Source organism: Marinobacter sp. DSM 26671, assembly GCF_900112835.1.
Classification (GTDB): domain Bacteria; phylum Pseudomonadota; class Gammaproteobacteria; order Pseudomonadales; family Oleiphilaceae; genus Marinobacter; species Marinobacter flavimaris.
The window spans coordinates 55,578-73,775 of record NZ_FONF01000016.1; the positions used below are offsets into that span (position 1 = coordinate 55,578).

Annotated in this window: 18 protein-coding genes; 9 read left to right on the plus strand and 9 right to left on the minus strand. The window is 55.8% G+C overall.

What is annotated here, in order from left to right; translation table 11 throughout:
- The first annotated feature begins 71 nt into the window (after positions 1–71).
- From BM035_RS16230 to BM035_RS16240, 3 genes are all read left to right on the plus strand, one after another.
- Entirely contained in the window at positions 72–1,106 is a 1,035-nt protein-coding gene (locus BM035_RS16230; RefSeq protein WP_008174189.1) for a type IV pilus twitching motility protein PilT, read from the plus strand.
- Positions 1,107–1,300: 194 nt separating this feature from the next.
- Positions 1,301–2,422: a PilT/PilU family type 4a pilus ATPase gene (locus tag BM035_RS16235; RefSeq protein WP_008174191.1), complete on the plus strand. Its 1,122-nt coding sequence runs from the start codon at positions 1,301–1,303 to the stop codon at positions 2,420–2,422.
- Positions 2,423–2,661: 239 nt separating this feature from the next.
- Complete coding sequence (locus tag BM035_RS16240) at positions 2,662–3,945, plus strand: OmpP1/FadL family transporter (protein WP_008174193.1); 1,284 nt, start codon at positions 2,662–2,664, stop codon at positions 3,943–3,945.
- Positions 3,946–3,976: 31 nt separating this feature from the next.
- On the opposite strand, the gene BM035_RS16245 is transcribed toward BM035_RS16240, so the two are convergent.
- Both BM035_RS16245 and polA read right to left on the minus strand, forming a co-directional pair.
- Positions 3,977–4,351 (minus strand): hypothetical protein, encoded by a 375-nt coding sequence (locus BM035_RS16245; protein WP_053114212.1) that lies wholly within the window; start codon positions 4,349–4,351, stop codon positions 3,977–3,979.
- A gap of 233 nt (positions 4,352–4,584) precedes the next feature.
- Positions 4,585–7,317 carry a DNA polymerase I gene (gene polA / locus BM035_RS16250; RefSeq protein WP_008174196.1) on the minus strand — a complete coding sequence of 911 codons (2,733 nt, stop codon included), beginning with the start codon at positions 7,315–7,317 and terminating at the stop codon, positions 4,585–4,587.
- A gap of 87 nt (positions 7,318–7,404) precedes the next feature.
- Here polA and BM035_RS16255 point away from each other — a divergent pair, with 87 nt between their 5' ends.
- The gene (locus BM035_RS16255; RefSeq protein ID WP_008174197.1) at positions 7,405–7,743 is read left to right on the plus strand and encodes a DUF2782 domain-containing protein; all 339 of its coding nucleotides are present in this window, start codon (positions 7,405–7,407) and stop codon (positions 7,741–7,743) included.
- Between the two features lie 7 nt (positions 7,744–7,750).
- Here BM035_RS16255 and BM035_RS16260 read toward each other — a convergent pair whose 3' ends face one another.
- On the minus strand, positions 7,751–8,230 hold the full coding sequence (locus BM035_RS16260; protein ID WP_227507713.1) for a fibronectin type III domain-containing protein: 480 nt from the start codon (positions 8,228–8,230) through the stop codon (positions 7,751–7,753).
- Between the two features lie 279 nt (positions 8,231–8,509).
- Between BM035_RS16260 and BM035_RS16265 the strand changes: the two genes are divergently transcribed.
- Positions 8,510–8,932, plus strand: a complete 423-nt coding sequence (locus tag BM035_RS16265) for a hypothetical protein (RefSeq protein WP_014575893.1) — start codon at positions 8,510–8,512, stop codon at positions 8,930–8,932.
- A gap of 97 nt (positions 8,933–9,029) precedes the next feature.
- On the opposite strand, the gene BM035_RS16270 is transcribed toward BM035_RS16265, so the two are convergent.
- Both BM035_RS16270 and pyrE read right to left on the minus strand, forming a co-directional pair.
- On the minus strand, positions 9,030–9,683 hold the full coding sequence (locus BM035_RS16270) for a DUF4124 domain-containing protein (protein WP_092033167.1): 654 nt from the start codon (positions 9,681–9,683) through the stop codon (positions 9,030–9,032).
- Positions 9,684–9,686: 3 nt separating this feature from the next.
- On the minus strand, positions 9,687–10,325 hold the full coding sequence (pyrE, locus tag BM035_RS16275; RefSeq protein ID WP_092033169.1) for an orotate phosphoribosyltransferase: 639 nt from the start codon (positions 10,323–10,325) through the stop codon (positions 9,687–9,689).
- Positions 10,326–10,406: 81 nt separating this feature from the next.
- Between pyrE and BM035_RS16280 the strand changes: the two genes are divergently transcribed.
- Entirely contained in the window at positions 10,407–11,213 is an 807-nt protein-coding gene (locus BM035_RS16280) for an exodeoxyribonuclease III (protein WP_008174210.1), read from the plus strand.
- A 136-nt stretch (positions 11,214–11,349) separates the two neighbouring features.
- Here the strand turns inward: BM035_RS16280 and rph are convergent, their stop codons facing one another.
- Positions 11,350–12,066: a ribonuclease PH gene (rph, locus tag BM035_RS16285; protein WP_092033172.1), complete on the minus strand. Its 717-nt coding sequence runs from the start codon at positions 12,064–12,066 to the stop codon at positions 11,350–11,352.
- A gap of 168 nt (positions 12,067–12,234) precedes the next feature.
- Between rph and BM035_RS16290 the strand changes: the two genes are divergently transcribed.
- Together BM035_RS16290 and BM035_RS16295 are read left to right on the plus strand one after the other, a co-directional pair.
- Positions 12,235–13,101 (plus strand): YicC/YloC family endoribonuclease, encoded by an 867-nt coding sequence (locus BM035_RS16290; protein WP_008174213.1) that lies wholly within the window; start codon positions 12,235–12,237, stop codon positions 13,099–13,101.
- A gap of 186 nt (positions 13,102–13,287) precedes the next feature.
- Positions 13,288–14,529 (plus strand): tyrosine-type recombinase/integrase, encoded by a 1,242-nt coding sequence (locus BM035_RS16295; protein WP_092033176.1) that lies wholly within the window; start codon positions 13,288–13,290, stop codon positions 14,527–14,529.
- 10 nt (positions 14,530–14,539) lie between these two features.
- Here BM035_RS16295 and BM035_RS16300 read toward each other — a convergent pair whose 3' ends face one another.
- Genes BM035_RS16300 through BM035_RS16310 form a run of 3 tightly spaced genes read right to left on the minus strand, consistent with a single transcriptional unit; the run spans position 14,540 to position 16,714 of the window.
- The gene (locus tag BM035_RS16300) at positions 14,540–14,782 is read right to left on the minus strand and encodes a helix-turn-helix transcriptional regulator (protein WP_092033178.1); all 243 of its coding nucleotides are present in this window, start codon (positions 14,780–14,782) and stop codon (positions 14,540–14,542) included.
- Entirely contained in the window at positions 14,775–16,502 is a 1,728-nt protein-coding gene (locus BM035_RS16305; RefSeq protein WP_092033181.1) for a DUF927 domain-containing protein, read from the minus strand. The genes BM035_RS16300 and BM035_RS16305 overlap by 8 nt, the downstream gene beginning before the upstream one ends.
- A gap of 11 nt (positions 16,503–16,513) precedes the next feature.
- Entirely contained in the window at positions 16,514–16,714 is a 201-nt protein-coding gene (locus BM035_RS16310; RefSeq protein WP_008174219.1) for a helix-turn-helix transcriptional regulator, read from the minus strand.
- Positions 16,715–17,450: 736 nt separating this feature from the next.
- Between BM035_RS16310 and mobI the strand changes: the two genes are divergently transcribed.
- Complete coding sequence (gene mobI, locus BM035_RS16315; RefSeq protein WP_092033184.1) at positions 17,451–18,062, plus strand: conjugative transfer protein MobI(A/C); 612 nt, start codon at positions 17,451–17,453, stop codon at positions 18,060–18,062.
- Positions 18,063–18,198 lie beyond the last annotated feature (136 nt).

An 18,198-nucleotide genomic window follows, 5' to 3' on the forward strand; every position in this document is an offset into this window, starting at 1 on the left:
AAGTGAACCGCGCCGGGGCCCCGCCGGGCGGAAGCTACCGGGATAAAAGAAAAAGCCTTCCGAGGATTCCTATGGATATTACTGAACTGCTTGCCTTTTCGGCGAAACAGGGTGCGTCTGACTTGCACCTCTCTGCCGGTTTGCCCCCGATGATTCGTGTTGATGGTGATGTACGCCGCATCAACCTGCCGCCCATGGAGCACAAAGAAGTCCACGGGCTCATCTACGACATCATGAATGACAAGCAGCGTAAGGACTACGAGGAATTCCTGGAAACCGACTTCTCCTTCGAAGTTCCGGGCGTCGCCCGTTTCCGTGTTAACGCTTTTAACCAGAACCGTGGCGCAGGCGCCGTGTTCCGGACCATCCCTTCCAAAGTACTGACCATGGAAGATCTGGGTATGGGGCAGGTGTTCAAGGACGTGTCTTCAGTGCCCCGGGGGCTGGTTCTGGTGACCGGCCCGACCGGCTCGGGTAAGTCCACCACGCTGGCGGCGATGATCGATTACATCAACGACACCCGCTACGAACACGTTCTTACCATTGAAGACCCCATTGAATTTGTACACGACTCCAAGAAATGTCTGGTCAACCAGCGTGAAGTTCACCGCGATACCCTGGGCTTCAACGAAGCACTGCGTTCAGCACTGCGGGAAGACCCCGACATCATTCTGGTGGGTGAGCTTCGGGATCTGGAAACCATCCGCCTCGCGCTGACGGCGGCCGAAACGGGCCACCTTGTGTTCGGCACACTTCACACCACCTCTGCCGCCAAGACCATTGACCGTGTGGTCGACGTGTTCCCGGCGGAGGAAAAGTCCATGGTGCGGTCGATGCTGTCAGAATCCCTGCAGGCAGTTATATCCCAGACCCTGATGAAGAAAATGGGCGGCGGCCGGATTGCGGCGCACGAGATCATGATCGGTACGTCTGCGATCCGGAACCTGATCCGGGAAGACAAGATCGCGCAGATGTATTCGTCGATCCAGACCGGCGGTTCACTGGGCATGCAGACGTTGGACCAGTGCCTGGAGCGGCTGCTGCAGAAAGGGCTTATTTCCCGAGAAGCAGCGCGGGCCAAGGCCAAGATGCCTGACAACTTTTAACTTTGGGCTCTTTGCGTCGAGCTTGGGGGAAGGAGCGAGGCGGGCGGCCTTCCCGGGACACGCTGTAAATACGTCCCTGTACGCTTGACTGCAGCATCCATGCTGCAGACAGTCCCGGGAAGGCCGCCCGCCCCGCTCCTCGAACAATGTTCGGGGAGTCAGCGTGGTGAAGACAAAAAGGTATAGGTAGACAAATGGAATTCGAAAAACTGTTACGGCTGATGGTGGAGAAGGGCGGTTCGGACCTGTTTATTACAGCGGGTGTGCCGCCGAGTATGAAGGTGAACGGGAAGGTTCTACCGGTCACCAAGAACGCGTTGACGCCGGAGCAGACCAGGGAGTTCGTTTACGGCGCCATGAACGACAAGCAGCGCGCCGAATTCGAGGAAACCCATGAGTGTAACTTCGCTATCAGTGCCCGTGGCATTGGCCGTTTCCGTGTTTCTGCCTTTTTCCAGCGCAACCTGTGCGGGATGGTGCTGCGTCGGATCGAGGTAAAGATCCCGCAAATCGATGATCTGTCGTTGCCGGAGGTAATCAAGGAACTGGCCATGACCAAGCGTGGCCTGATCATGTTCGTGGGCGCTACCGGTACCGGCAAGTCTACGTCCCTTGCGGCCATGCTCGGGCATCGTAACCGCAACAGCCGTGGCCACATCATTTCCATCGAAGACCCGATCGAATTCGTGCACCAGCATCAGGGTTGTATCGTCACCCAGCGCGAGGTGGGTATTGACACCGAGAGCTTTGAAGTGGCCCTGAAGAACACCCTGCGCCAGGCACCAGACGTTATTCTGATCGGTGAGGTTCGTACCCGGCAGACCATGGAATATTCCGTGCAATTCGCCGAGACCGGTCACCTGTGTCTGGCGACCCTGCACGCCAACAACGCCAACCAGGCGCTGGACCGGATCATCCAGTTCTTCCCGCCGGAACAGCACAACCAGATCTGGATGGACCTGTCCCTGAACCTCAAGGCGATCGTGGCTCAGCAGCTGGTGCCAACGCCGGACGGCAAGGGCCGTAAGGCGGTTATCGAGGTGCTGATCAATACCCCGCTGGTATCGGACCTCATCCGGAAGGGCGAGGTGCATCGGCTGAAAGAGCTGATGTCCAAATCCAACGAATCCGGCATGCAGACCTTTGACCAGGCGCTTTATCAGCTCTATGCAGAAGGGTCGATTACTTATGAGGACGCCCTGGCTCATGCTGATTCTGCTAACGACCTGCGCCTGATGATCAAACTGGGTGCCGACGCCCAGGGAGCCGACAAGCTCTCGTCTTCCGTCGACAAGCTTTCCATTCAGGATGACTGAATACCGGCTGAGCATAAGACGTTGGTCGTAGAAAGTTAGGGCCCCGAACCGTTAGGGATGGCATTTGAGGCCAGTAAGGGGTGGTGCGTATACTCCGCGCGATTCAATAAGGAGATACCATGCACCACCGTTCCTCAACGCTTGCACGAGCTGTACGTCTTACCACCCTCGCGGCGCTCGCCGCACCTGCCTCTACCCTGGCAGGCGGCTTCTCCCTCAATGAGCAGAGCGCCAGTGCGATGGGCACCGCTAACGCCGGTGCCGCCGCCAACCCCGAAAATGCGACCACCGTTCTTTTTAACCCCGCCGGTATGAGCCAGTTGTCGGGCACAAATATTTCGTTTGGTGCTGCGGTTCTGGATATTGATGCTGAGGCCAAGGAAAGTAGTATCCGGACCTCCAGAAACAATCCCTCGGTGCCTGTAAGCCCGGCCAGTAGCGGAGGGGATATTGCAGACCCTGCGGTGCTGCCGAATTTTTATCTAAGTCATGAAATCAACGAGTCGATAGATGTAGGTTTTGGAATCCATGCGCCCTATGGTTTGGCGGCGGATTACGATAACGACTTTGCAGGGCGTTTTTTCGCTGACAAGACAGAGCTCACGGCGATCGCATTCACGCCCTCGGTTTCTCTTAACAATGGCCAGGGCCTGTCAATGGGTGTTGGTTTGAATGTCCTATACGCGGAAGGACGCTTGAGCCGCTACCAGGACATCAGTGCTCAAGTAGGGACAGCGGCGCTTGCACTTGAGGAGCCTTATGCGGATGCAGAGGGTGACGATGTTGGCATGACGTTCCGTGTTGGCTTTCTTTATGAGCTGACCAGCGCTACTCAGATTGGCCTCACGCTTCAGACGGGTACGGAACTCGAGCTGGAGGGTGACCTGGAAATCTCTGGCATAACCAATCCGTCCAACCCGATGGGGCCGACGCTGTCCGCCTCAGAGAGTATCAAGGTGCCTCTTGCGATTCCTGAGAGCGCGACCCTGGGGCTTCGTCACAGCCTTACCGATAACGTTACTCTTCTGGCTGGAGCAACTTACGCTCGTTGGAGCCGATTCGAGGAGCTTGATATCGTCAGCACCGAAGCTGGTGGTGCCGTTAGTGGTGCGCCGCAAGAAGGCGCTGTGATTTCTCATGTTACCGAACAATGGGAAAACAGCTGGCAGATCAACGCTGGTGCTATCTGGCAGGCTTCGCCTGAATGGGCGTTTAAAGCCGGATATGCCTGGGATGAGTCGCCCGTGAATCAGTATGTTACCGCCCGAATTCCCTCCAGTGATCGTCACTGGCTGACTCTCGGTGCCCAATGGGCTGACGCCCAAAGTGGCTGGACGGTCGACGTAGCGGTTGGAACGCTCTTGTTCACGGACGATCCACGAGTCAACGATCGGAATTACCAGCATGAAAACCCGAGCGAGATCGCGCAACTGGCGCCTGGTGTCGAGGATCCAAGCCTTTACGCTGCTGAGTACGATCTGAGCGCCTGGAGCGCTGCGTTCGAAGTAAGCAAGTCCTTCTAAAATCCGGAGAATCTGGCCGGCTGAAGGCCGGTCAGCCAACCACCTGGCCACGGTAGATGACTTTTTTCTTCCGTGGCGGGTCGATCTGTCCCTCCTCGTCCTGTTCCGCTGATGCGGGCGGAGCATCGGCAATGACCTGGCCTCTGTAGTTACGCTTGAGGGCGTCATCTTCTTCCTCGGGCTCAATATTGAGCTGCGGAACCCGTTCTTTGAGGGTCTCCCAAACACGAGTCAGCTGACTGGAGCGGGTTTTCCGCGCGTAATCGGCCAGTTGTTGTTCCAGATGCTCTTCCGTGAGGTGCAGTTTGACGCCGAATTCCGTGTGAATCAGGCGGCGGCACTGGTGAACCAGTTTCAGCACGCTGGGGTCCAGCAGCCAGCTACGTTCAGATGCCAGAGAAGTCATGGTATGAGCCTCGGAGATGGGTGTCACAACATGGCGCAGCCCGGAGTGTCTGATGGGGCGGCGCCGACTCTGGAATCGTAGCGAATATCGTGCCGTAAAGGCGATAGAATCGGCCGGCCTTGGCACCTCCGCGGCCTGGCGGCAAGCCGCGAAAGCTGAGGGCAGGTTCAGTGCTTGCAAGTATGAGCGTTTTCGGTGCGTGCAAGGGCGTCCATGCCCTGTTTTGGGGAGTGTCAGTGTGCTTCGTCCCAGTTGTCGCCGACGCCGGCTTCCACCAGCAAGGGAACGTCCAGCTCGGCCGCTGCCGACATGCGCTTCTCAAGTCCTGATCGGATCTTGTCGAGTGCCGATTCTTTGACCTCAAGAATCAGTTCATCGTGCACCTGCATGGTCATGCGGGCTTCATCGGCGTGCTCTTTGAGCAGCCAGTTCTCCACATCCACCATGGCCCGCTTGATGATATCCGCGGCAGTACCCTGCATCGGGGCGTTGATAGCGGTTCGCTCCGCAGCCTGTTGCAGCTGTTTGTTGCGGGCGTTTATCTCTGGCAGGTACAGGCGGCGGCCGAAGAGCGTCTCCACGAAACCGTCGTCATGGGCCTGTTTGCGGATGTTGTCCATGTATTTAAGAACGCCGGGATAGCGTTCGAAATAACGGTCGATGTATTCCTGGGCGAGTTTGCGCTCAACGTCCAGTTGCCGGGAAAGGCCAAAGGCGGACATGCCGTAGATCAGGCCGAAGTTGATGGCCTTGGCGCTCCGACGCTGGTCTGAGGACACATCGTCAAGGCTGACCCCGAATACTTCCGATGCCGTTGCCTTGTGAATGTCTTCGCCCTTCTCAAACGCTTTGAGCAGTCCTTTGTCTCCCGAGAGATGGGCCATGATCCGAAGCTCGATCTGAGAGTAGTCGGCAGCGACGAGCTTGTATCCCTCGGGCGCAAGAAAGGCCTGCCGTATACGGCGTCCCTGTTCGCTCCTGATGGGGATATTCTGCAGGTTGGGTTCCGACGAGGACAGTCGACCGGTAGCAGTGACAGCCTGATGGTAGGACGTGTGTACCCGGCCGGTACGATGGTGAATCAGCTCCGGCAGCGTGTCGGTGTAGGTCGACTTCAGCTTGCTCAGGCTTCGGTGCTCAAGAATCAGACGCGGCAGTTCGTGTTCGTGGGCGAGTTCCTGAAGCACCGGCTCCGCTGTTGACGGCGCGCCCTTTGGGGTTTTCTTGATGACCGGCAGCCCCATCTTGTCGTAGAAGATCGCCTGCAGCTGCTTGGTAGAGCCCAGGTTGAAGGTTTCCCCGGCCACTTCATGGGCCTCTTTTTCCAGCTCCGCCATGCGCTCCGCCAGTTCCTGGCTGTGCTGGCGCAGAGTACTCGCGCTGATGAGGGTGCCACGCTGCTCCATTCGCGACAGTACCGGCACCAGGGGTAAATCGATATCTTCGTACACAGCGGCCAGTTTTCCGGTCTCTTTCAGCTTCGGTCGCAGGGTCTGGTGCAGGCGCAGGGTAATGTCCGCATCTTCGGCGGCGTAGGGCGCCGCCTTTTCAAGGTCAATCTGGTTGAAAGTGAGTTGTTTCGCGCCTTTCCCCGCAATGGACTCAAAGCTGGTGGTCTTCTCGCCGAGGTAGTACATGGCGAGGCTGTCCATATCGTGCCGCGTGGCCACAGAGTTCAGAACGTAGGATTCCAGCATGGTGTCTTCGGCAATGCCCTCCAGGGTAATGCCGTGGTTGGCCAGTACGTTTTTGTCGTACTTCAGATTCTGGCCGACCTTTGCCACGTCGGGGTTCTCCAGTAGTGGTTTAAGCTGGTCCAGCACCTGATCACGGTCCAGCTGCTCGGGCGCGCCCATATAGTCGTGCCCCAGCGGGACATAGGCGGCTTCGCCCGGCTTTACGGCAAAGGAGACACCGACGATTTCGGCGTCCATGTAGCGAAGGCTGGTGGTCTCTGTGTCGAAGGCAAACAGCTCCGCCGCCCCAAGGCGCTCCAGCCACTGATCCAGTTCTTTCTGGTCGGTGATGATGCTGTAGTCTTTTTCGCCGGTTTCCGGTTTGGGGGTTTCATCGCCGGCTCTGGCATTGCTGGAAGAGGAACTTTCGTTCTCTTCGAGTTCGGCGATCCAGCTTCGGAATTCATACTCCCTGAACAGCTCAAGCAATTGCTGGTCGTCCTGCTCCCGGAGTTTCAGGTCTTCCAGGCCAAAATCGAGTTCCACGTCGGTGCGGATGGTCGCCAGTTCACGGCTCAGGGGCAGGGTCTCCGTTGCGTCCCGCAGGTATTCACCGATCTTGCCTTTGATCTCGTCGGCGTGTTCGATGACGTTGTCCAGGTTGTCATAGCTCTGAAGCCATTTGACCGCGGTTTTCGGTCCGCACTTGTTGACGCCGGGGATGTTGTCCACCTTATCGCCCACCAGGGCCAGGTAATCGACAATCTGCTCCGGAGTAACGCCGAATTTCTCCACCACGCCGTCCCGGTCCATCCGGGTCTCGGTCATGGTGTTAATCAGCGTAACGTGATCGCTGACCAGCTGCGCCATGTCCTTGTCGCCGGTGGAGACCACCACATCGATGCCTTTGCTGGTTGCTTCGTTGGCGAGGGTGCCGATCACGTCGTCGGCCTCAACGCCTGTCACAGTTAGCAGCGGCAGCCCCATGGCCTTTACGATCTCGTGAATAGGCTCGATCTGGCAGGCGAGATCCTCCGGCATGGGAGGTCGGTTGGCCTTGTACTCTTCATAGAGATCGTGCCGGAAGGTTTTGCCCTTGGCGTCGAACACCACCACCATCTTGGACCCGGGAAAATCCTGCTCCAGGCGGCGGAGCATGCTGATCACGCCTTTAATGGCTCCTGTCGGATGATCCTTGCTTGTGGTGAGCGGTGGAAGTGCATGATAAGCACGGAAAAGATAGGACGATCCGTCCACAAGAACCACAGGTGGTGTGTTTTTGCTGGTCATGTCAAAACAGGTCCGGAATCTGATTGAAGCGTGGGTTGGCTTATGCAACTCTGTACTGAAATCGATGGACGAAAGGGTATCACGAAAATGAAACGAATCGCCTGCCCGGCTTTGTTGCTAGCCTGTCTGCCTTTGGCTGCTCTGGCCCAGGAAGAAGGCGCTCTGGATGAGACGCCGGTGACAACTCCCGACGAGCCAGTGGTGATCTCGGATTACCAGCCTGCAAGCCAGGGCCCCGAGATTGTTATTCGCCCGGGTGAGCAGGAAGTGTTCTATGAATACCGGGTCAACGGACAGCTGATGGAAATCAAGGTTGTACCGGAAGTCGGACCGGAGTATTACCTGGTGCCGGCGGATGGCGGCGGTTGGATCCGTGAAACCGAGTCCGACATGTTGGTGCCTAGCTGGGTGATTTTCCGCTGGTAAACCGCAGTCAGATCAGATCGACGTTGACCGGCGTTGAGCGCCGGCTCTCCAACCCCTGAATATCCACGGTGGTGATGGCGAACTCGTAAGCGCCTGGCGCCATCTCCGCCAGAGAGAGTCTTGTGGTTGCAGGACTCTCAATGTGGATAACCTTGAAGTTGTCCTGGTGTCTGAACCGATAGTAGACCCTGAATTCCGCAATCTCTCCAAGTGCCAGTGACGAGCCGTCCTCACGGGTCAGTGGAGCTGTCCATGTCAACTCCTTCGGCTCAGTGGCTGTATATCCGGTTTCCCGAGTCTGCCCAAGTGTGGTCATGAGCCCGTCGGTCGCCTTGTTCAGCCGCGAATTTGCGATTTCACTGGCCCTGTCAGAGCTGGTGCTGACGGCGCGGGAATCTTCCTGGCAGGCAGCAAGGAGGAAAGAGGCGGCAATCACTGGTAAAAGAAATATGAAGAAATGCGGTTGTCGGGTTTTGCTGGTGGTCATGGTTACTCGCATACGGGCCTGATCGAGGCCTTTGGTGATTAAGCGTATGGAGCCTGAATAAAACGGGGAGACGGGCTTCTGTGAAAGCACGGCATTATGCCAGCCGGGTTTTCAGGATCAAGTGAATAATCCGTAAAAGCCCTTATTCGTTCACTTCCTGCTTTTAGTATGAACATTCTAATTTTAAGGCGTAACTTGGGTGGTGAGATTGAAGTAAGGCCTTCGTTGCACTGGTTTCGACAGGGCCTTGGAACTTTCAGGAAACCAAGGGGATTTATCATGGGTAAACTCAAGTCTTATCAGGAACAGCTCCAGGAAATCGTGGACAAGGGTATCAACGCCGCTGAAGAGCAGCAGAAGAAGCTGGCTTCCAAGCCGTTCGATTACGCCGAGAAGCTCGAGTCTGAAGCGCGCGAGTACAGCGTGAAGACCCTGCGCAAGCGTTACAACGGCTACAGCGATAGCCTGTTCGATCAGCTGCGCAACCTGAACAGCCGTTTTGGCAGCTTTGCTGGTGACCTGGTCGCCAAGCTGGAAAAAGAAGCAGCCGAAGGCGCTGATGCAGTTGCAGAAGCCGCGGAAGATGTGTCTGACGCTGCGAAGGATGCGAAAAAAACGGTTGAGCCGAAGAAGACGGCTGCACGCAAGACCACTGCGCGCAAGACCACTTCCACTGCCAAGAAGAGCACTGCATCCGCCTGAATTGTGGATAGCACCTCATCGGTAGGTGAGTGAAATGAAAAAGCCACCGGCTAACACCGGTGGCTTTTTTTTTGGTCTCGGAAATTTCAGTGCAGAATCAGTTGTCGGTCTTGGTGTGATCCAGTGGCAGAGTTCGTGCCTCGCCGGTAACTTCTTCCAGGCGTTCGATGTCGTCCTCAAAAGCCTTTCGTAGTTCGTCGATTTCCTGGGTCTGTGAGGCAATTTCCCGCTCAATGTCGCGAATCTGGGCCTCCAGCCGCCGGATCTTCTCCAGCGTGCCCTCGGGAATCTCGCGACCGGCCCGCTCCATGTTGGCGGCCCGACTCTGTTCGTTATCCAGCTGGCTCGATATCACCGATATATTGCCGCGCTTGAGCTGGATAAGACCCTCTAGCTCGCGGATTTTCCGGTGCATGGCTTTCGCGGCCTGATCCGGATGGCTGAAGCGTTTCAGCAGCGCGCGGTCTTGCTCGCGCTGTTCTGCGAGTTCCTTCTGGCGCTGTTTTTCCGCTTCCCGGGCAGCAATTTCTTCTTCGGTTGGTGCCGGTGGAATGGTTTCGATCACGCGGCCATTGTTGCTCAGGATGTCATAGCCCCGCTTGGTGGCTTCCTGGGGGATGGTGCTGCTGATTACGATCTGGCCGTTCTCATCCGTGTAACGGTACATATTGGCAGCCGCCTGGGCAGAAAACCCCAGGGCAAGCGCCAGCGCCGTTGTTTTAACAGACAGTGCGGTCAGACGATTGGCCATCAATCAGACTCCGTAACGATCCCGATAACTGGCTACCTTTTCGGCATGCCCGGCAAACTCCGGGTTGGCTTTAAGATAGTCCAAAACCTGCTCGAGACGAATAATGCTCACGACCGGAATACCGAATTCCTTTTCCACTTCCTGGATGGCAGACAGTTCGCCATTGCCTTTTTCCTGGCGATCCAGAGCAATCAGCACGCCTGCAGGTTCAGCCCCGGCGGCCCGGATGATATCGATGGATTCCCGGATCGCGGTACCGGCGGTGATCACATCATCGACAATCAGTACTTTGCCCTGCAACGGTGCGCCAACAATGTTGCCGCCCTCACCATGATCTTTCTTTTCCTTACGATTAAACGCAAAGGGTTTGCTGTTACCGTCTGTAGCCAGCGCCATTGCTGTGACGGTGGCCAACGGAATGCCCTTATAGGCAGGGCCGAAAATAATGTCATAATCCAGGCCGCTGCGCGCGATCGCGGCGGCATAGGCCTTGCTTAACTGAAGCAGGTCGTCCCCGGTATTGAAAAGTCCAGCATTGAAGAAGTAGGGGCTGGTTCGGTCCGACTTGAGCGTGAACTCACCAAAGCGTAGTACATTCCGGCGGATGGCAAATTCGATAAATTTTTGCTGATAGTCGTGCATGACAAGGCTTCTGGCGGGTGTTGATCTTTAATTAGCTCGTAAAAACGGTATCATACACACAAACCGAATCAGGGAACACGTATGCGGGTAGTATCAATCAGCGTCAATGGCCTCGCCCAGGCTGTTGAAAAAGGTTTTTTCGACTGGCTGGCGGAGCAGGACGCTGACGTGGTCTGCGTTCAGGACCATCGCATGCGGGCCTACGAGATTGAGGACTATAACCTGATTCCGGAAGGTTACGAGGCCTACTTTATTGATGGCGAAAAGAATGAAGATGGCGGTGTCGGCATATACACCCGTCATTTCCCGAAGGCCATCATGTATGGATTTGCCAACGAACAGGCCGATCGGGAAGGCCGGTTCATTCAGGCCGATTTTGACAAGGTCTCGGTTGCCTGCGTCCTGGCGCCCTGTGCGCTGGGTCGTGAGGACGAGCTGATTGGCGAGGACGACCTGACGGTTCTCGACCACAAGGACGAATTCATGGAGTCCTTCGGTCTGCACATGCAAAAGACCCTTCGTAAGCGCCGTCAGTTCATCTTCTGCGCCAACCTGCAGACTGCCCATCACGTAACCGACGCCAGCCCGCTGTACCACAAACTGGATTTCTCCGGTTTCCTGCCCCACGAGCGTGCCTGGTTGGATCGTCTGTTCGATGAGATGGGCTGCGTTGACGGCTTCCGGGAGATCAACAAGCAGAGCAATCAGTTCACCTGGTGGCCCGAGCAGGCCGAGGGTTCCCGCAAGAATGCCGGCATCCGGGTGGATTACCAGCTGCTGACACCAGGAATCCGCAAGACCATCGAAGATGGCTGGATTGACGACTCAACCCGCTTCTCTGATCACGCCCCGGTGATCATGGATTACGACATCGAAATCGGCTTCTAAGCTCTGAGGAAGGCGCCTGCGCGGCAACGCTTCCCCAGACACGCTACAAGCACTTCCCTGTGCGCTTGAATCGGGCCATCCATGGCCCTCAACAGTCTGGGAAAGGTTTCCCCCTCCGGACACGCGGGCAACAAACTTAATCTGCCAGCGCCGCCTTCTGAATCTCAAACAACTGCTCAATACCCTGTTTGGCCAGAGTCAGCATGCTGTCCAGTTCTGACTGGTCGAACGGTGCACCTTCCGCAGTCCCCTGAATCTCAATGAAACCGCCCCGGTCCGTCATGATGACGTTCATGTCGGTTTCGGCCTCGGAGTCTTCCGGGTAGTCCAGATCCACCACCGGGGTGCCTTTGTAAACACCGACTGAAAGCGCGGCGACCATCTGCTTGAGCGGAGATTTCTTGAGGCGCTTGTCAGCAACCAGGTGGTTCAGGGCATCAACCAGTGCCACGCAGCCGCCGGTGATGGCTGCGGTGCGGGTGCCGCCATCGGCCTGGATGACATCGCAGTCAATGGTGATGGAGTGTTCACCGAGAGCGGTCAGATCCACCGCTGCACGCAGGGAGCGGCCAATCAGGCGCTGGATTTCGACGGTCCGGCCACCCTGCTTGCCGCGGGCAGCTTCACGGCCCATTCGGCTGCCGGTAGAGCGGGGCAGCATGCCGTATTCGGCGGTGATCCAGCCCTTGCCTTCACCCCTCAGAAACGGAGGGACCTTGTTTTCGACGGAGGCAGTGCAGATGACTTTTGTGTCCCCGAATTCCACCAGCACAGAGCCTTCGGCGTGACGGGTGTAGTTGCGGGTGATTCGAACATCTCTGGGTTGTTCGGGCGTTCTGCCGCTTGGACGCATAGTTTTTCCTGAAGTCAGTTTTGAATGTCCGGGAGCGAGTCCCGGGCGAACGTTTGTCGAAAAGGCCGGTCAGTATATCACGTTGGGGTTGGCCTTTTGTCCGGTTCGCCGTTGCTGTTAAGAGCCTGTTAAACTTCATCAATACAACACTATCGAAGCGGAGCTGACATGATCCGAAGTATGACTGCATTTGCCCGCAAGGACGTCCAGGGAGACTGGGGAACGTTGACCTGTGAAATCCGGACCGTGAATCACCGGTATCTCGAACCCTCCTTCCGCCTGCCGGAAGCGTTCCGTGAGCTGGAGAACCGGTTCCGGGAGGAACTGAGAAAGCAGTTGAAGCGGGGCAAGGTGGATGTCTCCATGCGCTTGCAGTCGGCAGAGAAAGGCTCGCAAAGTTTCGAGATCAGCGAAGACATGGCCCAGGCGGTGAATGAGGCGGCCAACCACATCAACCGGATTCTGGATAATCCGGCCCACATCAATGCCCTGGACATACTCAGGTGGCCGGGCGTGCTGTCAGTGCCGGAACAGGATTATAGCCCTGCAAAAGAGGCTGCCGTCGGACTGTTCGAGCAAACCGTGGCCGAACTTGCATCGGTGCGCGAGCGGGAGGGGGAGCGCCTGCGGCCACTGTTCGAAGATCGCCTGAAAACCATGGGTGATCTCGTTGCCGACGTCCGTAGGCGTATGCCGGAATTGCTCGAGGCGCAGGAGAAAGCGCTGCGAGATCGGTTCGAAAAAGCCAAAGTGGAACTGGATGCCGAGCGGGTTGCCCAGGAGATGGTGATGCTGGCTCAGAAAAGCGATGTGGCCGAGGAGCTGGACCGGCTGGATGCCCATATCGGTGAGGTGTCCGATACTCTGAAAAGCGAAGATGCCATTGGCCGGCGGCTGGATTTTCTCATGCAGGAGCTCAATCGAGAGGCCAACACCCTGAGCAGCAAGAGCATTGATGCCGGCGTTACCCGTACTGCAGTGGATCTCAAGGTTCTGATCGAACAGATGCGAGAGCAGGTGCAGAATATTGAATGATGTTCTTGGCTGTTCAGAAGTGTTCTTTGTTGTCTTTAAATTCAGAGACTTAATAAATTTTGATGGCCAACGTGTTCGTGTAAGTTCTGCCAAGTTTGGGTAGTGATGGGTAGTAGATTGGGGAGTATTTTCTCGCTATATTGTGTCGGCGAGATTGTACTCCCCAATTTTTTTTGAGGCAGGAATGTGGGCAAGCTACACGACAAAACCGTCAAGAAATTGATCAAAGAGAAGCCATCCGTTCGGCATGCCGACGGCAATGGCCTCTACCTCATGACCCCAAAGCGCGGCGACGCTTACTGGATGCTGCGCTACACCACGCCGGCCACCAAGCTCCGGCGTGAATACACCATCGGCAAGGTGGACGACTGGTCACTGGCCGACGCCCGTGATGAAGCGGCGAAGCTGAGGTTGGCGATCAAGCGTGAGGGTGCTGACCCGGTTCAGGAGCGGCAGAAGGTCAACCAAAACCCCTTCAAAACGCTCAATGACCTGTACGCCGACTACTACGAGCTTCGCAAACGAGAGATCGCGTCCCACCAGAAAGAGAAGAGCCTGTACGAACGTGAGGTGGCCTGGCGTATCGGGAAGGTGGAGCTTGAAAAGATCCGGCCAGTGGATATCAGTGAAATCCTGCGCGACGTGGCCAATGGCTATGATGACAATAAGCCCCGCCCAACCCTCTCAAATGACCTGATGCGGCTGCTGAGGAACCTGTTTGATCATGGCATCAAACTGGACGTCACCAGGTTCAACCCGGCCTCGCCATTCCGCCCCAGGGATGCCGGTGGGGAAGAAAAAGCCGCCAACTACCCGATGAATGAGGAAGAAGTCATTGAGTTCTTCAATAAGCTCCGGGTGATTCCGGCGCAGTTCAGCCGAGAGAATTACCTGGCCTGCGCCCTGTTGATAGCGACTTGTACACGAAAGATGGAGCTTCTGGCGGCACCCTGGTCGGAATTCGACTTGGAGAATCGCATCTGGTATCTGCCCGAAGAGAGGACAAAAAAGAGAAGAGCCATCGATATTCCGCTCACAGAGCCTGCAGTGGAATGGCTGAGCGAGCTGAAGGTGCGCTCGTGCGGTAGTGAGTGGGTATTCCCAGCTCGCAGGATCAGCAAAAAAGCCCGGACGCCGTTTGTGTGCGAAAACACGCTGAACCACGCACTCAAGAAACTCTTTGAGAAAAAATTCTTCTCGTTCGACAAGCGCCGCGTCCACGATCTGCGTGGCACGGCCCGGACGAAGCTAGGCAAGCTCGGTTTTGATGACAATCTGGCCCAACGCTGCCTGAATCAGCTGCCCGGGAACCGGACGGACCGGGTCTATAACAAGCATGCGTATTTTGAAGAACGAAGAGATGCTCACGAGGCGCTCTGCGAATGGCTTGCCCCCATCGTCAAGGGTGAGATCAGTTCTGGAGAGTAAAGGGGCCAGATCAGGCCCCTTGTTGCTCGATCCAGGCCAACAGATCCGATAGTCGCCACGCCACCGAGTTGCAGCCCAGCTTGAGCCGTGCCGGAGCCACTTGCTTTCGCTCCATAGTCCACCATTGCGTCCGGCTGACACCTGTAATCGCTCGACGGTCCGACTCCCGGACCAGCCGCTCACACTGTCCAGAACGAGCCAGCAGCTTGGTGCGAATCTCCTCCGAAGGCGGACTGAAAGTTTTGTCACTCATTCTCCGTTACCTCCGAATTTTCACTGGGAAGAGTGGGAAACTGGGATAGCCCATCAAGATCTGATAAGGAATTCAGATAGCTCCTGATGCGATCCGGCCATAAGGCGAAAAACCTTTCAAATCTTCCATTTACTTTGACTCTCAGGGTGCCCCGGCTCCTTTCATTAGTTTCCAGCAGGTCTTTCTGGATCAGGAATTCAATTTCACGCATATACCGAGTAGGAAGCCCGAAAAACTGCAAGAAGTTGGCTTTCCTAACAAGTAGCTGCTTCTCACCATCCACCATTCTCTTGAATCCCTCGTAGGGCGGCTCCGCTCTGCCCTTCTCGATTGGGGCGAAGCTATGTCTCCGCGACCTCATATATTCATTGAGCTTCAACAGGATCCGGTACTCTTCCTTGTTGAATATGTGTCCTCTCGACTTTATCCAGGCGTCGGCCACTTGGTGCACTGCTTGTTCAGATTCTTCCTCGGTCCAGGGCAGCAAATAGTTTCTACAGGCCAATCCAAGGGCCGTAGAGATTAACGCGAACCGCCGCATCACTCGGACAACTTGCGATGCCATCAAGGGTGTGGTCCATTGATCGGTTAGCCTCTTTACCTCCCCCTTTGCGTATATCGAGAGCTCATCCCCCCGCTCTGTTAAACATTCTATCCATGCGCGAAACAGTGTGCCGTAATAGTGCCGTGTCGCACTTTTCAGGGCGTCAACCAGCTCCTGAGCGCTGCAGAATTCGTGGAGCTCGTCAAATGCTCCGTAACGACCGAAAACCGGTATTTCGACGAGACGTGCCTCTTGCCCTGCTTTCACCTCCTTTCCCAGCCTTTGAAAAACCTCAGACAGCCAAATTTCGCCTGTACTGAGCACGAGAGTGCGCCAACAGGCTTGTCCAGCGAGCTCGCCTGTGATGGTCGCCCTCAATTTACTTGTGCCATTTACAATCTGATAGATCGCTGTATCCACGTCCTCAGGCCGTGCCAGGCCGATTTCGTCAAGGGCGAGTAGTATGTCGTTGTGTTCCGCTGAAGCAGCAGATAGGCCATTTGAAGTGGAGGCCCAACTCCGCACAAAGCTTGGAGAGCTATAGATGCTGGCTGCTATTTGAAGAAGCGTCGACTTGCCACCGCTGGAGTTACCAACGATGTGCTTGGCACCATTCTCGATTTCTGCGTGTTTGAGTAGGGGGGCAGCCAAGGCAACTCCAACACTGAAAATCGCAAGAGGGTTACCCCGGCATAGCCTTCCGACGTTGGCTTGCCACTCTTCAAGTGTCCCACTTTCCTGAAGAACGGGCGAGGCCGCTAGCTGTCCAACGAAGTGATGTTTTTCATCTGCCTCCCCGATTGTCCAGCCGCTGGTCGCAAATATCGACCCATGCCACCCAGCTCTATCAACTGTTGTTGCAGGCTGTGCCTTCGCCATTTCCTCCAGGAGGTATCGTTGCAACCTAGACCAACTTGTATTCGTTGGTTCCAGAGGGTATCCGGTATCCACCAACAACTCTCTCACCTGACGTGAGTTTTCCCCATTAAGAATTCGGGCATAGACAACTTCTTGAAGCATGACGCCATCCATATTCTTCCACTGGAGTAGCGCACCATGACCGCGCCTCTTGTCTACAAGTCGGGTTCTGGCAATAACCTCAATCCACCCGCCAACTCTCTGCCATTCTTCAGAGCTATAGCAGTAAAGCCCGGAGTCTCTCAGTTGAAATTTCATTCGTCCCTCCGTCACAACCGGTCCAGCCAGTCACGAACATCCTGAATCCGGAACCTGACGGCTCTTCCTTGCGGGCTTGGCTTTATGGGGGCAGGGAAACGACCTGCTTTCACGTACCTTCGAAGCGTGGCTTGCGAAAGCTGGGTGACGGCACAAACCTCTTCATATGTGAGCAAACGTTCATTCGTTTCGTTGAAATACTGTCTTTGCATAATCCACTCCTGATTGGTTGTTCAGTTTCAGGAGTGATTATTAGTAATCCGGAGCCAGGACCAGAACCGTGGAATTGGCCATTTTTGGCGAAAAGAGAAAAAAATTATAAATATCTGAATTTAATGGGTAATTTCTGTCATTCGGACGATTTCCATATGAATCTCAACGGTTTGCGGGCAAATTCTGGTGAAAATGTAAGCAATCGCTGTCACCCGCCACCATCACGGCATCATTTTGTGAAGCGGTAATGCTCATTGACTTTCACATGTGAAAGTCAATGCTGAACGTGATCAAAACAGCCTCTTAAAGAGCCTTTTCGAGGCCCTGTTACTTCACGGGTTATCCCCGTATCACACCGGGGCTCCAAAAAGTCTCTTCCAAGCCCTTGTAAGTACCCCGAGCAAGTAGTGGGAATTGTTGTAGCGACGACAGTCAGCCCGGTTACATCAAGCCACCGGATACCGGTGTTGTCACTGAGGTGGGAAGCCAGGGTCCCAAATAAATAATGAAGCGCGGATCCTTCAGCCCATGCGAGCTATTTCATGGCGCGTGGGAGCGCATCGCGAAAGTCCCAAATCAGTTAGTTACGTGGAAAGGAATTGGAAAGGCCCCACGGCCTGGGGGCAAAAATCCGCCCTGAACCCGCCTTTGTGCCCAAAAAGGACAAAAGCACGTGGCAGCTCTGACCCATCGTGCGATTAGCATCGCTAGTGACGTTTCAAATAGGAGCCAGCCATGAGCAAACGAATGACTCACCAAGAAATCTGCGAAAAGTGGGAGGCAGTCAGCCGAGCCCAAAATGTGAACCACCAACGTGGTATCAAAGCCGCCATAACGCAATGCCGTCAGTTTCTGACGGCGATTCACCAGCAAGCGGACGTGGAGCAAGCGAGGTACCGCTATCTGGCGCAGCGGCTCTGTGATCACTTCTGGTCCCACAACGTCGCGCATCGTACCGACCAGACACCCGGCTATCCCGGGCACTTCGGCTGCCGCGTCCGACTCCGGAAAAGAAAGCTGGAGTTGTCCTGGTACTACAATCGCTTCGTCCAGCAGAAGAGCGGCGAGGGACGATCAGTGTTCAGTGAGTACATCCGCAAAGAAGGTCGGTTCCGCTATCACAAACCGGCCTTCACGCGGGCCCAGGATTGGGAGCAACCGCTCATCATGGAGACTGAGACCGGTTTTGAGATGTTGCGAAGGCTCAATGCCAACCAGGCGGAGCTTTGTCGAATCGTGCGGAAAAGCGAACGCCTCCTGAAAGATCTGGAGGAGCACCTCGGTGGACTGAAGGAGGCTGCCAGCGGGAGTGCAAGCCCCTCAAGCGAGGAGGGCTGTTGGCGGTAAAAGGCATGCCGCTCACACCGCAGGTGTTGATTGCGTGGGGCTATTGATGGGATCGCCCAGATTTCAGGTGGCTATATATGCCGTTCTTTGCTGGTCTATCCGGGTCAAATCGGTTGAATGCAGCGTGGTACCTCTA

What these genes read in the sequence shown, in the direction of transcription:
- BM035_RS16290 (WP_008174213.1), top strand. Translation starts at nt 12,235, where the DNA reads ATGATCCGAAGTATGACTGCATTTGCCCGCAAGGACGTCCAGGGAGAC.
- rph (WP_092033172.1), bottom strand. Translation starts at nt 12,066, where the DNA reads ATGCGTCCAAGCGGCAGAACGCCCGAACAACCCAGAGATGTTCGAATC.
- BM035_RS16270 (WP_092033167.1), bottom strand. Translation starts at nt 9,683, where the DNA reads ATGGCCAATCGTCTGACCGCACTGTCTGTTAAAACAACGGCGCTGGCG.
- pyrE (WP_092033169.1), bottom strand. Translation starts at nt 10,325, where the DNA reads ATGCACGACTATCAGCAAAAATTTATCGAATTTGCCATCCGCCGGAAT.
- BM035_RS16240 (WP_008174193.1), top strand. Translation starts at nt 2,662, where the DNA reads ATGGGCACCGCTAACGCCGGTGCCGCCGCCAACCCCGAAAATGCGACC.
- BM035_RS16305 (WP_092033181.1), bottom strand. Translation starts at nt 16,502, where the DNA reads ATGAAATTTCAACTGAGAGACTCCGGGCTTTACTGCTATAGCTCTGAA.
- BM035_RS16245 (WP_053114212.1), bottom strand. Translation starts at nt 4,351, where the DNA reads ATGACTTCTCTGGCATCTGAACGTAGCTGGCTGCTGGACCCCAGCGTG.
- BM035_RS16265 (WP_014575893.1), top strand. Translation starts at nt 8,510, where the DNA reads ATGGGTAAACTCAAGTCTTATCAGGAACAGCTCCAGGAAATCGTGGAC.
- BM035_RS16230 (WP_008174189.1), top strand. Translation starts at nt 72, where the DNA reads ATGGATATTACTGAACTGCTTGCCTTTTCGGCGAAACAGGGTGCGTCT.
- mobI (WP_092033184.1), top strand. Translation starts at nt 17,451, where the DNA reads ATGAGCAAACGAATGACTCACCAAGAAATCTGCGAAAAGTGGGAGGCA.
- BM035_RS16260 (WP_227507713.1), bottom strand. Translation starts at nt 8,230, where the DNA reads ATGACCACCAGCAAAACCCGACAACCGCATTTCTTCATATTTCTTTTA.
- BM035_RS16255 (WP_008174197.1), top strand. Translation starts at nt 7,405, where the DNA reads ATGAAACGAATCGCCTGCCCGGCTTTGTTGCTAGCCTGTCTGCCTTTG.
- BM035_RS16310 (WP_008174219.1), bottom strand. Translation starts at nt 16,714, where the DNA reads ATGCAAAGACAGTATTTCAACGAAACGAATGAACGTTTGCTCACATAT.
- BM035_RS16300 (WP_092033178.1), bottom strand. Translation starts at nt 14,782, where the DNA reads ATGAGTGACAAAACTTTCAGTCCGCCTTCGGAGGAGATTCGCACCAAG.
- BM035_RS16280 (WP_008174210.1), top strand. Translation starts at nt 10,407, where the DNA reads ATGCGGGTAGTATCAATCAGCGTCAATGGCCTCGCCCAGGCTGTTGAA.
- BM035_RS16235 (WP_008174191.1), top strand. Translation starts at nt 1,301, where the DNA reads ATGGAATTCGAAAAACTGTTACGGCTGATGGTGGAGAAGGGCGGTTCG.
- polA (WP_008174196.1), bottom strand. Translation starts at nt 7,317, where the DNA reads ATGACCAGCAAAAACACACCACCTGTGGTTCTTGTGGACGGATCGTCC.